We start from the raw sequence: 15,326 nt of genomic DNA on the forward strand, positions 1-15,326 counted from the left end.
ACGGGACATAGCGCCGACGGTTGACTCCGGCGGCGCTGGCACCCTTTGAGCGTTTTGGACTGGTTAGCGGACGACCAGGAAGACGACCACGGCGACGACGATGACGGCGGCGACGATCGCGACGGCCGGCACGAGGTAGGACCGCTGCGGCGCGGCCGCCTCCGGCTCCTGGCGCTGGGCGAAGGCCTTGAACTGCTGGGTATTCCCCGCAGGATCAATCTGAGGTTCGGACATGGGCACGACTTTAGCCACCCGGCGCGACGCTTGACGCCGTTTATGCCAGTTAGGCTCGCTGGGGAACCGCCCGCCCCAGGCGTCCGGGAGCCGGACCATGGGGTGGGGCGGATACCGTGGGCGTATGTTTTGGACGCTGTTCTCGCCTCGCCTTGTGGGACTCCACCTGGTGACTATCGGGGTGTTGATCTCCTTCACCCTCCTCGGGCGATGGCAGCTCGGCGTCTTCGAGGAGTCCGGCAGGCCGCACGCGATCACGGACCCGGCTCCCGTGGCGCTGTCCACGCTGCTGCCGGCCGGTGCGCGCGTCCCCGTGGAGGCGCTCAGCCACCGGGTGACGGCGGAGGGGTCCTTCGACGCCTCGCGGCAATTGCTGGTGGCCGAGCGTGCGCCCACGGTGGAGACCGGCGGCGGCGCGGGCGGGAACTCCGGCTATTGGCTGCTCACCCCGCTGAAGGTGTCCGACGGCCGTCTGGTGCCGATCGTGCGCGGCTGGGTCGCCTCGGCCACGGACCCGGCTGTGGCCGTCCCCGAGGGGCCCGTACGGGTGACCGGGCGCGTCCAGCCCTCGGAGCCCAGCGACTTCGCCAAGCGCCGCACCGCGCCGCTGCCGCCGGGCCAGGTGGCCACGGTCTCGACGGCCGAGCTGATCAACGTGTGGAGCGGCGTACGCCTCCAGGACGGCTTCGTGGTCGCCACCGAACAGGTCCGCCCGGCGCCGGGAGGGACCGCTCACGACACGACCGCCCAGGAGACACCCCCGAGCGGTGCCGCAGGGGAAAGCGGGACACCGGAGAACGCGACCGCGCAGGGGCAGCCGCAGAGCGGGGCCGCGCGAGGGCAGGAAGTGCGGCTGGTGGAGGTGCCGGGGCCGACGGTCTCGGGAGGCTTCACCTGGCGGAACCTCGCGTACGCGGCCCAGTGGTGGATCTTCGCCGCGTTCGCCCTCTTCATGTGGTTCCACTTCGTCCGCGACGCGGTGCGGGCCGACCGGGACAGGTCGGATAAGTCGGAAACCGAAGAAGGGCCGGAAAAGGCGGAATCCGAATCCCCGGCCCCGGCGCTGGACGTGACCCCGCAGGCCTGACGTCCCGCTTGCGGCCCCTTGCGCGAACAACTCCATGAACGCCGCGCGCTCACGCACCAGCCGCCCCGGCGCCCGCCGCGCCGTCCGGATCTCGAAGTCCATCGCATCCCCAAGGAACACAGGTGTTGCGACGATCCCTTGAACCCAAGGAGCGTGGGGGCGTGGTGCCCCTGAGCCGGGAGCGTGGGGGTGCGGAGGCACTGGGCGGGGCCGGTGGGCCTCTGGTTTCCGCGGGCAGGTCCGGAAGGGGCGCGGTGTCACGGATCGGCGAGCGCGTCACTGTGGTGGCCGGCCGGCCGGGTCCGTGGCCGGGTGGGGCGTGGTGGTGTGGTGTCCCAGGGCGGGGACCATCGGGTGGGCGGGATATCGTGTGGGGACCGTTCAGCTAGCGAGGTAATGATCGTCGTGGAATCCGCGCTCAAGCCCTTCCGGGTGATGGCTTATATCGTCGGCTGCATGCTGCTGGCCCTCGTGGCCGCCATGGTCGTGAAGTACAGCCCGCTCGACAACGCCACGCCCGCCGCCATCGTCAGCCCCGTGCACGGCTTCGTGTACGCGGTGTATCTGCTGTCGGCCCTCAACCTGGGGCTGAAGGCACGCTGGTCCTGGCCCTACACCGTCGGGGTGCTGCTCGCGGGCACCGTTCCGTTCCTGTCGTTCTTCATCGAGCGCAAGGTCGCCCAGCGCGTGCAGGAGCAGGTGGCCGCCGTCGCCACCGCGTGACCCGGCCGGCCGCGTCGTCCGGGCCGGCCAGGGACCTCGTCGAGGTCAGCGGCCGATCTGACGGCGGCGGATGCGGCGCAGGCGGGCGCGCTGCGACTCGTCCAGCATGAAGTACGCCACCACCGGCCCGCCGAGCACGGCGAGCACGACCAGCCAGGATATCGGGGACGGGACGATCAGCAGGGCGAGCACGGAGGCGATCGCCGCCCCTATGTAGTACTTTCCGAGTGGCGACATGGCCGGGCCTTTCTCTTCGCCGAGCGGGGGAGGTCCCCACCGCCATTCTGCGTCTTCACGACAACGAGCGGCGCCGTGGACCGAGTTCCGCGAGGTCGCGGCCCGGCCGGCGCGGGGGTCAGGGCCGTCCGCAACGAGGTCAGGGGCGGTCGGCGAGGGCCTTGAGGGTGGCCTCGCCGTACGGGTCGGTGTCGGTGCTGACCGGCACCAGGGCCACCTCGTCCACGCCCGCCTCCGCGTACGCGTCGAGGCGGTCCATGATCTCGACCGAGTCGCCGATGAGCGCGACCGATTCGAGCAGCCCGTCCGGGATCTCGGCGAGCAGGTCGCGGGGATGCGGCCGGGTGCGGGCGTAGGCGACCAGATCGCCGAAGCCGCACTCGGTGAACATCTCCCCGTACCCGGGCGCGGCGAGGTAGGGCAGCGTCCCGCGCCGGATCTGCTCGATGGCGGCGGCGTCCGGGTCCACGGCGGCGACCACCCAGGCGGCGACGCGCGTCGTGGGGGAGAGGAGCCGCAGGTCGGTGATGAGTCGCGCGGCGGAGGCGGGGGTGAGGAGGTTGAGCACCATGCGGTCGGCGAGCGCGGCGGCGCCCACCGCGGCCGGGCCGAACGCCGCGACGCTGAGCTTGGAGCGGGGGGCCGGCAGCCGCAGGCGGAATCCCTTACTGGAGACGCGCGTACCGGAGAAGTCGGACTTCTCCCCGTCGAGCAGGGGCCGCAGCGCCTGGACGGCCTCGCGCAGCGCCGTGGCGGCTCCCGCGCGGGACCTCCCGTGCCACTCTTCGACCACCACCGGGCTGGAGGTGCCGAGCGCGACGTCCACCGGCCTGCCGGTGAGCCCGGCGACCGACGCGGCCCCCATCGCGATCATCATCGGGTCGCGGACACTGACCGCCAGCGGCCCGACCGTCAGCCCGATACGGCGCGTCCGCATGCCGATGGCCGTGGCGAGCGCGAACGCGTCGTACGTCGCCATCTCGCCGACCCACACCTCGGGATAGCCCTGCTCGTCCGCGATCTGCGCGGTCCGTACCGCCTCGTCCGCCGGCCGGTCCTGCCACAGCCCGAGGGAGACGCTGAGCCTCATCTTTCAACACACCTGCCCTACGCCGCGGGAGGCGTCGTGCCCCGTGTGGCATGCCCTCGCCAACCCCGCGCATGCCCGACGCACAGTCAACCCCATAAGGGACGCTCCCCACCAGTGCGCGCCGCGATCCGCTCCCGACGTAATCGGCCGCGCGGGCCCTCGGGCCTGTTCACCGGAGCTGGTCCGCGCGGACCCAGGTGGCGTGGAAGCCGAGCGGGACGCGCCGGGGGAGCAGGACGCGGGCGATCGGCCCGGCGGTGAGGTCGGCGGCGGAGAGGATCTGGACCTCGGAGGCGCCCTCGCGCTCGTCGGTGACGAACGTGACGAGGTAGCCGTCGTCCTCGCCGGTCGCGCCGTCGCGGGGCGCGAAGGGCGCCTCGCTGCCGTAGCGGTGCTCGCCGAAGTCGTACCGCTGCCGCTCGCCGGTGACGTTGTCGTAGCGGATCAGCCCGTCGAAGAGGTTGGTCTCGGCGTCCTTCACGGACACGTTGTAGGCGTACCGCGTGGGGTATCCGGTCAGGCGGGCGTCGATGGACGGGAACTCGGTGTTCTGCTCCGCGTCCACGTACCCCTCGGACGTGATCCCGGTGCGCAGATTGAACCGGTAGCGGTACATGCGCGCGTCCAGCTTGAGGTACGACAGCATGCGCGCCAGCGGGCCGCGCGCGCCCATCGGGGCCGGGCGCGCCACCCGGCACACGTCCATCGTGATCTCGTCCCCCGACTCCCAGGCGTTGACCACGTGGTAGATGTAGCAGGGCTTGGCCTCGAACCAGCGGACGTCGCCGGCGAGCCCACGGCGCGGGATCACACCGAAGCGCGAGGGCAGCCCGCGGTCGAAGGTCAGCTTGTACCGTCCCTCGCGGGCGGCGTCGCGGTCCTGGAACAGCGGCAGGTCCATCAGCACGGCGTGGTTCTCGGTGATCGCCAGGTCGTGCGGCAGCCGCGCGCCGGGCAGGTCCAGTTCGACGAGGTGCTCAACCGTGCCGCCCGCGCCCACGACCCCGTAACGCAGGTACGGCGGGCGCGGCCCGTAGTCGAACCAGAACATCTCGCCCGTGCGCGCGTCCACCTTGGGGTGGGCCATGAAGTCGCCGGTCAGCGTGTCGAGGAACGTCTCGGCCCCGATGGTGTCCAGCGACAGCGGGTCGAGCGCGTACGGCGAGCCGCACAGGTACCAGGTGGCGAGCACCTTGCCGCGGTGGAAGATCAGGTCGGTGTTGGCGGAGTCCTTCAGGTTGAGCCCGTGGCCGTTGCCGAACGGGTTGTCCGCGGCGTTCTCCATGACGCCCGTCCACAGGGACCTGCCCGCGGCGGACTCGGCCTCGAAGGCGCGGGTGCGGATGTAGCGGTTGCGGTAGCGCGCCCGGCCGTTCTCGAAGTGCATGGCGTGGACCATGCCGTCGCCGTCGAACCAGTGGTAGCGGCCCCGCATGGGGTGGCGCGCGTTGGGCCCGTTGCGCAGGTACACGCCGTTCAGGTCGCGCGGGATCTCGCCGACGACGGTCAGGTCCTCGGCGGTGACCTCCTCGTGCACGGGCGCGTAAACACCCAGGAGGTAGGGATTCGGCTCGCCGGAGCGGTCCATGACCGTCGCGACCGCCATCGGAGGTTCCCTCATTCCAGGAAGCTACGATAAAGAAAGTCAGCCCGTCAACGCGCGACCGTGGCGCACCGTTCACCGGTGGTGTTTAAAGTGGACGCAGTGAACGCTAAGGAAATACCGGCCAGTGTCGGGACGGGGCGACCCGCGGCCGGATGGGCGACGAAAGGCGTCGGCACGATCGACGCGTCCCCGGGTGGCGCCGACCTCGGCGACTCCCCGGACCGGCCCGGCGGCTCGGGGGAGCCGGCGGCCGGGCTCAGCGGCATCGGCCGCGCGCTGGCCATCCTCGGCGACCGCTGGGTGCTGCTGATCCTGCAGCGGGCCTTCCTGCTGCACATCCGGACGTTCGCGGGCTGGCGCGACCACCTCGGCATCTCCGAGTCCGTCCTCGCGTCCCGCCTGAAGGAGCTGGTCAGGTACGGCATCTTCACGCAGCAGGCCTACCGCGACGGCCGCACCCGCCTCGAATACAGGCTGACGGAGCCCGGGCTCAAGCTGTGGTCGTTCCTCGTCGCCATCCACAGCTGGGAGCGCGACCAGGCCGACCGGCCCGACCTGCTGACGCTGATCCACGACCGCTGCGGGCGCGACGCCCGTCCGTACATCGCCTGCGGAAGCTGCAGGAAGCCGATGACGGCCCGCGACACCCACACCGTGCGCGGCCCGCTCGCCACGTTCTCCCGTGTCGGCCTGCCCCGGCAGCACCGCCGCACCAACGCGCGCGGCGACTTCCGCACGGACTACGTCGGCTACTGCCCCCTCTCGCTGGAGATCCTCGGCGACCGGTGGAGCACGAGCGTCCTCGCGGGTGCCTTCCTCGGCGTGCGGCGGTTCGTCGACTTCCAGGGCGAGCTCGGCATCGCCCCCTCGGTGCTCACCGACCGGCTGAAGCGGTTCGTCGAGCTCGGGGTGCTCCAGGCCGACGCCGGCCGCCACTACCGGCTCACCGAGCGGGGCCTGGCCTACTTCGAGGTCTTCGCCTTCCTCGTGCACTGGGCGCAGCGCGAGCTGCCCGGCCCGCCCGGGTCCGATCTGGACATCACCCACAAGCCCTGCGGGTACGCCCTGAACCCGGTGCTGCTCTGCCGCCACTGCCACGAGGCGCTGGAACGCCGAGACGTCCATTTCGACCTGTCCGCGTACCCGGATCTCGCCTGAGCGCCGGGAAAACCCGCCGAAACCAAGGGAAAAGGCACTCACGCGCGACGCCGGCCGTCCGCCGGACGAAGATCTTGCCGGAGCCATTGACCCGCCCGCGTCCGGCTCCGTAAGGTCGCTCCAGCCTGTGATGGGAGTCGCGATGGGGCTGCACCCGCACCAGCGAGTCGAGCGGTACACCACCGACGGATGGTGGACGGACGACACCGTCGACCGGCTGTTCCGTGAGCGGGTGAGCGAGCGCCCGGACGCCGTCGCGATCGTCGACCCGCCCAACAAGCCGAGCCTGATGGACGGCGCCTCGCGGCGGCTCACCTGGGCCGAGCTGGACGCCGAGGTCGACAGGATCGCCGCGGTCCTGCTGGACACCGGCCTCGCCGCGGGCGACGTGGTGGCCGTCCAGCTTCCGAACAGCGTCGAACTGGCCGTGACGTTCCTCGCCGCGGCCAGGATCGGCGCCGTCCTCACCCCTCTGCCCGTGCAGTACCGCGAGTACGAGCTCACGCAGGTGATCACCCTGGCCGCGCCCAAGGTGTTCGTCACCGCCGACCGCGTGGGCGACCGCGAGAACGCCGAGATCGTCCGCAGGCTGGAGGTCGCCGCGCCGCCGCTCGTGCTGGCCTGGGGCGACCCGGCGCGCGACCTGGAGACGGCCGCCGCCGACCCGGCCGCGCTCTCGGCACACGTCAAGGGGCTGCGGACCGACCCGAACGACTGCGTGACGATCTGCTGGACCTCGGGCACGGAGGCCACACCGAAGGGCGTGCCGCGCTGCCACTACGACTGGTTCGCCGTCGAGGCCAACACCACGGCGGCCCCCTCGCTGACCGGCGAGGACGTCGTGCTGAACCCGTTCCCCATGGTGAACATGGCCGGCATCGGCGGCGTCTTCCTGCCGTGGTTGCGCACCGGCTTCGTGCTGGTCCAGCACCACCCGTTCGACCTGCTCGTCTACCTGGACCAGATCACCGAGGAGCAGGTGACCTACACCCTCGCCCCGCCCGCGCTGCTGACCATGCTGCTGCAGAAGCCGGAGATGCTGGAGCGGTACGACATCTCCTCGCTGACGCGCATCGGGTCGGGGTCGGCGCCGCTGCCGCCGTGGATGGTGCGGGGCTGGCAGGAGCGGCACGGCATCGCCATCATCAACTTCTTCGGCTCCAACGAGGGCATCGCGCTGCTGTCCGACCCGGTGACCATCCCCGACCCCGAGGAGCGCGCCCGCTTCTTCCCGAGGCCCGGCGTCCCGGGCGGCACCTGGCCCGGCACCATGGCCGCCACCCGCGTCCGGCTGGTCGACACCGGCACGGGCGAAGAGATCACCGAGCCGGGGCGTCCGGGCGAGCTGCGGCTGTCCGGGCCGACCGTCTTCGCGGGGTACCTCCCCGGCACGGCCACGGCGGACCCGGTCGACGAGGAGGGGTACCTCGTCACCGGGGACGTCTTCGAGATCGCCGGCGACGGCGGGCGCTACCTGCGGTACGTCGACCGTACGAAGGACCTGATCATCCGGGGCGGCGTCAACATCTCGGCGGCCGAGCTGGAGGGGCTGCTGGGCGGCCACCCCGCCGTGGTGGAGGTCGCCGTCATCGGGTACCCGGACGAGGTGCTCGGCGAGCGGGTGTGCGCGGTGGTGGTGGCGCGCGACGACGTCGACCTCGGCGCGCTGGCCGACTTCCTGCGGGACAAGGGCCTGGCCTCCTACAAGCTGCCCCAGCGGCTGGAGCTCGTCGAGTCCCTGCCGCGCAACGCGGTCGGCAAGATCCTCAAGAGGGACCTGCGCGAGCGCCTCTGATCCAGACCGCCGGCCAACGGCGACACCTCGGTCGGTCCGCCGCCGCTGCCGGGCGTCGTGCCCGACGGTGACCAGGTGGTCCCCATCCACCTGGCACCACGCCGGGATGGTTCTCGGGGTGAGCTGATCAAGTTCTGCATGGGATCTGCACATCTTGCCGAGATATGTCTGCACGCACCCGTCCTAGGCTTCTTCGCGTGACAGACCAGCGACGCATTCTCGTGGTCGAGGACGACAGGACCATCGCGCTGGCCGTGCGCAGCCGGCTTGGCGCCGAGGGATTCGACGTGCGCATCGCGGGCGACGGGGAGGAGGCCCTGGCGATGTATGCGAGGGCCGAGCCGGACCTGGTCATCCTCGACCGGCTGCTGCCCGGCCTGGACGGGCTGGAGGTGTGCCGGCGCATGCAGGCCGCCCGGCCCGTCCCGGTGCTGATGCTCACCGCCCTCGCCGAGGAGACCGACCTGCTCGTCGGGCTCGGCGTCGGCGCGGACGACTACCTGACCAAGCCGTTCAGCATGCGGGAGCTGGTCGCGAGGATCCACGCGCTGCTGCGCAGGGTCGAACGGGCCGCGCAGCTCGCCCACGAGGACACCGTCATCCGCGTCGGCGACGTCGAGATCAACACCGCCGAGCGCAGGGTCTTCGTGCGCGGGGCCGAGGCGCAGCTCACGCGCACCGAGTTCGACCTGCTGAGGCGGCTCGCCGAACGTCCCGGGCACGTCTTCGAGCGTGAACGGCTCCTGTCCGACATCTGGGGCTTCTCCGAGGCCGCCGCCACCCGGACCGTCGACAGCCACGTGCGCGCCCTGCGCCGCAAGCTCGGCTCCGGCATCGTCCGCACTGTGCACGGCGTCGGCTACGCCCTGGTTCGCCCATGAGGCCGCTGGACTTCCTCGGCCGCATCAAGGTCAAGCTCGGCCTGGTCATCCTGCTGGCCGTCGCCACGGCGGTCACCATCGACGAGTACGGCCGGGTGCTCGGCGTGGACGCCTCCCTGCGCATGGGGCTGGCCGCGCTGCTCAGCATCGGCATGGTGCAGCTGCTCGGCCGCGGTATGACCGGGCCGCTGCGCGAGATGGCCGCCGCCGCCCAGACCATCGCCAAGGGCCGGTACGGGATGCGGGTGTCCGCCACCTCCCGCGACGAGGTCGGCGAGCTGGCCCGCGCCTTCAACGCCATGGCCGCCGACCTCGCCGAGGTGGACCGGCAACGCCGCGAGCTGGTCGCCAACGTCAGCCACGAGCTGCGCACGCCGATCGCCGGCCTGCAGGCCGTGCTGGAGAACCTCGTGGACGGCGTCTCCGCGCCCGACCTCGACACCCTCAGCACCGCGCTGGCCCAGACCGAGCGGCTCGGCCGGCTGGTGGCCCAGCTCCTCGACCTGTCCCGCCTCGACTCCGGCGCTCGGTCGATCGAGCGCGAACCCGTGGACCTGGCCGCGCTGTGCGGCCAAGCCGTCCGCGAGGCGAGCCTGACCCGCGACGACGTGGCGCTGTCCAGCCTGGTGACCCCGCGCCTCGCCGTGCACGCCGACCCCGCGCTGCTCGCCCAGGTGCTCGCCAACCTGCTGGACAACGGCGTCCGGCACAGCCCGTCCGGCGGGCGGGTGCGGCTCGAAGCAAGGCCCAAGGGCACGGGGGTGCGCCTTGGCGTCGTGGACGAGGGGCCGGGGATCCCCGAGACCGAGCGGTCTCGAGTGTTCGAACGCTTCTCCCGCCTGGACAGCGCGCGGGCGGCGGACGCGGGCGGGGCCGGGCTGGGGCTGGCCATCGTGAAGGAGATCGTCGAACTGCACGGCGGCTCGATCAGCGTCGCCGACACGCCGGCCGGCTGCCACATGGTGGTCGACCTTCCCGGAAGGACAACCGCCATGACCGATTCGGACGGTCCATTACCTGCCCCCGAGGACCCTCGCGCGACACAGGGGCCGCGCGAGCCCCTCGCCTCTTCCGCCCCGGCCGAAGGCGTCCCTGTCACGGGCGTCCCTGTCACGTCGGCCGATGCTTCCGCCGAGCCGGGAGCCGCCAAAGCGCGCCCGCGCGCGGCGGGCCATGGCGGCGCGCACGACGTGCTGGTCGCGGGTGCCGCTGGCCTGGTCGTGGGGTCCGAGGCGCCCGAGACGGTCTCCGTCCCCGAGTCCGTCACCGCCTTCGAGCGAGTCACCGCGTCCGAGTCCGTGGCCGCCTCCGAGCCGGTCACCGTCTCCGGGTCGCATGCCGGTGCCGTTCCCGTGGCCGCCTCTTCGGGTTCCGGACGTGCCGAAACGCCTGCCCGTCCTGCGGAGCTCGCCGCGGTGTCCGGTGTCGAGGGGGCCGGTGTGGTCCCTCAGCCTGTGGGGGCCGCCGCGTCGTCCCTCGCCGGACATCCGCCGACCCACCTGCCCGCCGCACCGGCCCCGCAGGACACCCTGCTCCGGCCCCACCCCGCTCCGGCCGCAGCGCCCTGGCCCTATCCAGAGCCCGGTCAGTACCCCGCGCCCGGCTCAGGTCCGCGCCCCGGCTCGCCCCCGTACCCGGCCCCCGGGACGCGGACGGGGAGCCGCTTCGATGCCCCCGAACCCGACTTCGTGGCGTCCGTGTCCTGGAAGAAGGCCTACGCCGGCGGGCTGGTGGGGCTGGTGTGCGGGTTCGTCGTCGGGCTGTGCGTCGCGTTCTTCCTCGGCTACTTCTTCGGCGGCCTCTACGGGCCCGTGGCAATGGTGCTGTTCACGGCCGGTGGCACGATGCTCGGCGCCTCGCTGGGCTACAAAGACGCCGGCTCTCAGGCCGTCGACCCCAAGCCGGGCGACCCCAAGCCCGGGGACCCCGCCGAGGTGTACGTGCCGCCGCCGCTGCTGCCGCGCCCCCGCCTGCCGAGGACGCCCCGCGCCCTGCCGGGACTGGCCGCGGCGGTGGGCCTGCTGGCCGCCGTGGCGCTCCCGGGGAGCAGACCGGGTCTCGGGTTCGTCCTGGTGGCCGTCGCAGCCGGGGCGGCCGTCCTGCCGTGGGCGCGGGCGCGGATCACCCCGTGGACGCTGGCGTTCGGCCTGCTGGCGTACGCGATGGTCGCGGTGGTGCTGTTCCGCGACGCCGGCTGGCTGGTCGGCCCGATGACGCTCGCGGGGTTCGGGTTGGCGGCGCTCGCCGTGTCCGGCGGCGGGCGGGGCTGGCTGGGCGTGATCCGGGGAGGGCTGTCGGTGCTGCTGGCGCTCGCGCCGCTCCCGTGGTTCCTCGCGGCCCCGTTCAAGGGGGTGAACCGGCGGCTGGGGCCCGTGTTCGCCGGGCTGGGCCTGGCCTTGGTGCTGATGCTGGTGTTCGGCATGCTGTTCGCCTCGGCGGACGCGGTTTTCTCGTCGCTGGTGGGGCGCCTGTTCACGGCCCCCGGCTGGGTGCCCGCGCTGCCGTTCCGCCTGCTGGTGTTCGGGTTGTTCGTCGCGCTCGTCGGCGGCGCCGCGCTGGTCGCGCTGCGGCCCACGGTGGAGCCCCAGGTGCTCGTCCGGCGCAGGAAGGTGACCCCCACGCTGTGGATCACCCCGCTGGTGGCGGTGGACCTGCTGTTCGTCGCGTTCGTGGTCGTGCAGATCACGACGCTGTTCGGCGGCAACCGCAAGGTCGTCGAGACGGCCGGGCTGACCTACGCGGAGTACGCGCGGTCGGGCTTCTTCGAGCTGGTCACGGTCAGCGTGTTCGTGCTGGCGATCGTCGCCGTGGCGGCGGGTGTGCTCGCGCCCGCGGGTCGTCAGCGCTGGGTGCTGGCCGGGCTGCTCGGCCTGCTGTGCGGGCTGACGATGGTCATCCTCGCCTCGGCCCTGCACCGGCTCGGCCTCTACACCGACGCCTACGGCATGTCGCGGCTGCGCGCCTCGGTCGGCGCGGCGATCTGGTGGCTGGGCGCGGTGTTCGCGCTGGTCATCGCCGCCGGCGCTCTGCGCATGGCCCGGCGCGGGGCCGGGTGGCTGCCCCGTACGCTGGTGCTGGTCACCTCGCTGACCCTGGTGATCTTCGCGGCCTGGAACCCCGACCTGCGGGTGGCCGAGAGCCAGATCGACAAGCGGGGCGTCTCCCGGCTCGACGTCGACTACCTCGGCGACCTCGGCGCCGAGGCCGTGCCCGCCGTGGACCGGCTACCCGAGCCGGCGCGCAGTTGCCTGCTGGCCGAGATGTCCGCCCCCGGCAAGTTCGGCCACGCGGACCCGTGGAACGGCTGGAACCTGGCCCGCTCGCAGGCCCGCGAATTGCTGCGGGCCCGTCCGCTGCTGGACCGGTCGCTGCTTACCTGTGAAGATATAGGGTCGCCTGGGACGTAGGTCACTCACGGTCGCGCACGGCGGCCTCCCGGAAAGGCTCGGCAGCGGTGGAGGGTTCGGTTCACGTCTTCGTCGAGGACGTGCGGGACGAGGGCGCCCGCCGCGTCCTCGGCAGGATCGCCGAGTACGGCGTGCGCGAGGTCACGGTGGCCGCCACCTACCACGCGGCCCGCGACGTCACCCCGCACGGCGCTTCCCGGGTGACCCTGCGCTCCGACGGAGTCCACTTCCCGCTCCCGGACGATCTGTTCGCGAACCTGCGCCTGGCGCCGCCGGTGCAGCCGGGGGCGGAGGCCGAGCCGCTCGCCGCGCTGCGTGAGGCCGCCGAGGACCACGGCATGGTCCTGCACGGCCTGGCCGTCTTCCTGCAGAACGTCACGCTGGGCCTGGCCAACCTCGACCTGACCGTCCAGGACTGCTTCGGCGGGCGCGGGTCCCCGGCCGCGCTGTGCCCGGCTCAGCCAGACGTCCGCCTGTACGCGGTGGCGCTGGCGCGGGCCGTGGCGCGCCAGGGCGTGCGTAGCGTGGTGGCCGAGTCCCTGCATTTCGGGACGTTCGCCCAGGGCTACCGGCAGGACCGGTCGTACGTCCCCCTCGGCCCCATGGACGAGTTCCTGCTCGGGCTGTGCTTCTGCTCGTGGTGCATGCGGCGCGCCGCCGACCTCGGCGTGAAGGCGGAGGTCGCGCGCGAGGAGTGCGCGAGGATCATCGGCGGCGTGCTGGAGGGCGACCCTCCCGCGCAGGGCGAGGTGACGCGGGCGGCGCTCACCGCCTACGCGGGCCCGGAGGCCGTGGCCTACGCCCGCGCCCGCTCCGAGACCGTGACCTCCCTGGTCAGCGAGGTCTCCTCGGCCGTGGCCGCCGAGGGTTCGCGGCTGACCTTCATGGACGGCACCGGCCAGGTCAAGGGGTACGCCGACGGGCTGCCCCCGGCGGGGCTCGCGGCGCACGACGCCTGGCAGCTCGGCGTGGACCTGGTCGCGCTCGGCGACCTCGTCCCGTCGTTCGGCGTGCTCGCCTACGCCAGGGACGCCGCGCGGGTGGCCGACGACGTCGGCGCGTACCGCCGTTCGGTGGGCAACGACCGCGAGCTGCGGGTCGTGCTGCGCCCGGGCCGTCCCGACACCGACTCCGAGGACAGGCTGGCCGCGAAGGTCCGCGCGGTGAAGGCGGCCGGCGGCGACGCCGTGGACTTCCACGCCTACGGGCTTGTGCCGTACAGCGTGCTGAACCGCATCCCGGGGGCGCTCGGCCACCGGTCGTGACCCCCCCGGGCGGCCCCTCAGGCGGACTCGCGGACGACCAGCTCGCTCGGCAGGATCACGCGGTCGCTCGCGCGATCCTGCGGGGGAGTCAGCAGCAGCCGCACCATCGCGGTGGCCTGCTCGGGGATCGGATGCCGCACGGTCGTCAGCGGCGGGTCGGTGTAGCGCACGGCCTCGATGTCGTCGAAGCCCACGACCGCGACGTCGTCCGGGACGCGGCGCCCGGCCTGGCGCAGCACCTGCAGGGCGCCGATCGCCATGACGTCGTTCGCGACGAACACGGCGTCGAGCGAGGGGTCGTCCTCCAGGAGTTGGCGCATCGCGGAGATGCCCGAGGCGCGGGTGAAGTCGCCGACGGCGACGATCGAGCGGCGGTCGGAGTCGCGCAGGGCCTCGCGGTAGCCGGTCAGGCGGTCCTGACCTCCTATCATGTCCTGCGGGCCCGCGATCGTGGCGATCCGGCGCCTCCCGCTGTCGAGCAGGTGCCGTACGGCCGCCGACGCGCCGCCAACGTTGTCATTGTCGACGTAGGGCATCTCGACCGCCACGGCCGGCCGGCCGTAGGACACCACCGGCACACCCATGCGGGTCAGCGCGCCCGGCAGGGGGTCGGCGCCGTGCATGGACAGCAGCAGCACGCCGTCGACGTGGCCGCCCGAAATGTAACGCTCCACGCGCGCGTGGCCGCGGGGGGCGCTCGCGAGCATCAGCACGATCTGCTTGTCGGCCGCCTCCAACTCGCTGCTGACCGTGCGGATCACCGTCGAGAACAGCCGGTCGTCGGAGAAGACCCGCGTTGCGGGCTCGGAGATGACCAGCGCGATGGAGTCGGTGCGCTGGGTGACCAGGCTGCGGGCGGCGGAGTTGGGGACGTACCCCAGTTCGCTCACCGCGCGAAGCACCGTCTCCCGGATCTCCGGAGTGACAGTCGACTGGCCGTTGACGACCCGCGAGACGGTCGCCCGGGAGACGCCGGCGCGTGCGGCGACCGCCTCCAGGGTTGGTCGTTTCATTCGCTAGAGCCCTGTCTTTCCTCTGATGGAGGTCGTGGGTGCGGCAGCCGCCCGGGATGGTCGGCCGGTGCCACAGCCGCTGTCGATATCTGTCGATATGAGAAGCCGCCACTGGGTTTCGAGACCGAAGTGAACGATAACGAAACCCGCCGCTCCCCATCGTGCCACTGGAAATTATCAGTAGGGCCCAAACGATCGCCCATGGCGGGCCGTGTCGGGCCCGTGTCGGGCCGGATCGCCGCCCGGACGTAACGCGGGGTCGCCGGGCCTTACAGTCGCGCTCCGGGACAAGCCCAGGAGCCGCCAAGTGTGTACCCGCCGCCCGCGTTCGCCGGGCGCGGGTCGTGACGGCCGCGGAAACGGCTAATTGGGCGGTGCTCATATCATGTTTTTCACCAGTCCAATATAGCCGTTCGACCGGCGGGTCGGGCCGCTGGATGGAGAGCGCTCTCCGACTACAACCCTAAGGGGTCGGGGCGGGCCCTGGAGGCCGCCGGTGACGGAAAGTGATCCGACTTCGTGCGTCGTGCGCTGTTCGCGGCTTTTCCGCTCCGCTTTGCCGCTGTCATGCCTGGTGAAAAGGGTACTGGTGTGACGCCTGCCCGTAGCGGTGCCGTCGCGGAGGATGAGAGCGCTCTCGTGATCTTCAAGAAACATTTTCACGCTGTTGACAGGGGCTCTTGACGCAAATAGCGTCAGCGGCGCTGAGAGCGTTACACGCACGTTACGTCACCGCGAACAATCGGTTCGCGCCGCCGTGCGGGCCTTGAACGGTGTCGAGGCCCGCCGTACGAACCACCGCCGGTCTTCGCCCCCTCGCCCGGGCGTGG

The 15,326-nt window shown here is 72.2% G+C and carries 12 protein-coding genes; 7 read left to right on the forward strand and 5 right to left on the reverse strand.

Annotated features, from left to right (window positions below; genetic code table 11):
- Positions 1–63: 63 nt before the first annotated feature.
- On the reverse strand, positions 64–234 hold the full coding sequence (locus AB0M95_RS27445; RefSeq protein ID WP_363770326.1) for a hypothetical protein: 171 nt from the start codon (positions 232–234) through the stop codon (positions 64–66).
- 169 nt (positions 235–403) lie between these two features.
- Between AB0M95_RS27445 and AB0M95_RS27450 the strand changes: the two genes are divergently transcribed.
- Both AB0M95_RS27450 and AB0M95_RS27455 read left to right on the forward strand, forming a co-directional pair.
- Positions 404–1,321 (forward strand): SURF1 family protein, encoded by a 918-nt coding sequence (locus AB0M95_RS27450; protein ID WP_363770329.1) that lies wholly within the window; start codon positions 404–406, stop codon positions 1,319–1,321.
- A 396-nt stretch (positions 1,322–1,717) separates the two neighbouring features.
- Entirely contained in the window at positions 1,718–2,044 is a 327-nt protein-coding gene (locus AB0M95_RS27455) for a DUF3817 domain-containing protein (RefSeq protein ID WP_363770332.1), read from the forward strand.
- A 45-nt stretch (positions 2,045–2,089) separates the two neighbouring features.
- On the opposite strand, the gene AB0M95_RS27460 is transcribed toward AB0M95_RS27455, so the two are convergent.
- From AB0M95_RS27460 to AB0M95_RS27470, 3 genes are all read right to left on the reverse strand, one after another.
- Positions 2,090–2,281 (reverse strand): hypothetical protein, encoded by a 192-nt coding sequence (locus AB0M95_RS27460; RefSeq protein ID WP_358516278.1) that lies wholly within the window; start codon positions 2,279–2,281, stop codon positions 2,090–2,092.
- Between the two features lie 139 nt (positions 2,282–2,420).
- Positions 2,421–3,371, reverse strand: coding sequence for an LLM class F420-dependent oxidoreductase (locus AB0M95_RS27465; RefSeq protein WP_363770335.1), 951 nt, complete (start codon positions 3,369–3,371; stop codon positions 2,421–2,423).
- Positions 3,372–3,540: 169 nt separating this feature from the next.
- Positions 3,541–4,992, reverse strand: coding sequence for a carotenoid oxygenase family protein (locus tag AB0M95_RS27470; protein ID WP_363770338.1), 1,452 nt, complete (start codon positions 4,990–4,992; stop codon positions 3,541–3,543).
- Positions 4,993–5,076: 84 nt separating this feature from the next.
- On the opposite strand from AB0M95_RS27470, the gene AB0M95_RS27475 reads away from it, so the two are divergent.
- From AB0M95_RS27475 to AB0M95_RS27495, 5 genes are all read left to right on the forward strand, one after another.
- Entirely contained in the window at positions 5,077–6,135 is a 1,059-nt protein-coding gene (locus AB0M95_RS27475) for a helix-turn-helix domain-containing protein (RefSeq protein WP_363770341.1), read from the forward strand.
- 142 nt (positions 6,136–6,277) lie between these two features.
- Complete coding sequence (locus AB0M95_RS27480) at positions 6,278–7,930, forward strand: class I adenylate-forming enzyme family protein (RefSeq protein ID WP_363770344.1); 1,653 nt, start codon at positions 6,278–6,280, stop codon at positions 7,928–7,930.
- Between the two features lie 197 nt (positions 7,931–8,127).
- Positions 8,128–8,811: a response regulator transcription factor gene (locus AB0M95_RS27485; protein WP_363770347.1), complete on the forward strand. Its 684-nt coding sequence runs from the start codon at positions 8,128–8,130 to the stop codon at positions 8,809–8,811.
- Positions 8,808–12,218 carry a DUF4153 domain-containing protein gene (locus AB0M95_RS27490; protein ID WP_363770350.1) on the forward strand — a complete coding sequence of 1,137 codons (3,411 nt, stop codon included), beginning with the start codon at positions 8,808–8,810 and terminating at the stop codon, positions 12,216–12,218. The genes AB0M95_RS27485 and AB0M95_RS27490 overlap by 4 nt, the downstream gene beginning before the upstream one ends.
- A gap of 47 nt (positions 12,219–12,265) precedes the next feature.
- The gene (locus AB0M95_RS27495; protein ID WP_363770353.1) at positions 12,266–13,483 is read left to right on the forward strand and encodes a hypothetical protein; all 1,218 of its coding nucleotides are present in this window, start codon (positions 12,266–12,268) and stop codon (positions 13,481–13,483) included.
- Between the two features lie 17 nt (positions 13,484–13,500).
- Here AB0M95_RS27495 and AB0M95_RS27500 read toward each other — a convergent pair whose 3' ends face one another.
- Positions 13,501–14,496 carry a LacI family DNA-binding transcriptional regulator gene (locus tag AB0M95_RS27500; RefSeq protein WP_363770356.1) on the reverse strand — a complete coding sequence of 332 codons (996 nt, stop codon included), beginning with the start codon at positions 14,494–14,496 and terminating at the stop codon, positions 13,501–13,503.
- Between the last annotated feature and the right edge of the window lie 830 nt (positions 14,497–15,326).

The sequence above is a fragment of the Sphaerisporangium sp. NPDC051017 genome (assembly GCF_040683095.1).
Lineage (GTDB): Bacteria > Actinomycetota > Actinomycetes > Streptosporangiales > Streptosporangiaceae > Sphaerisporangium.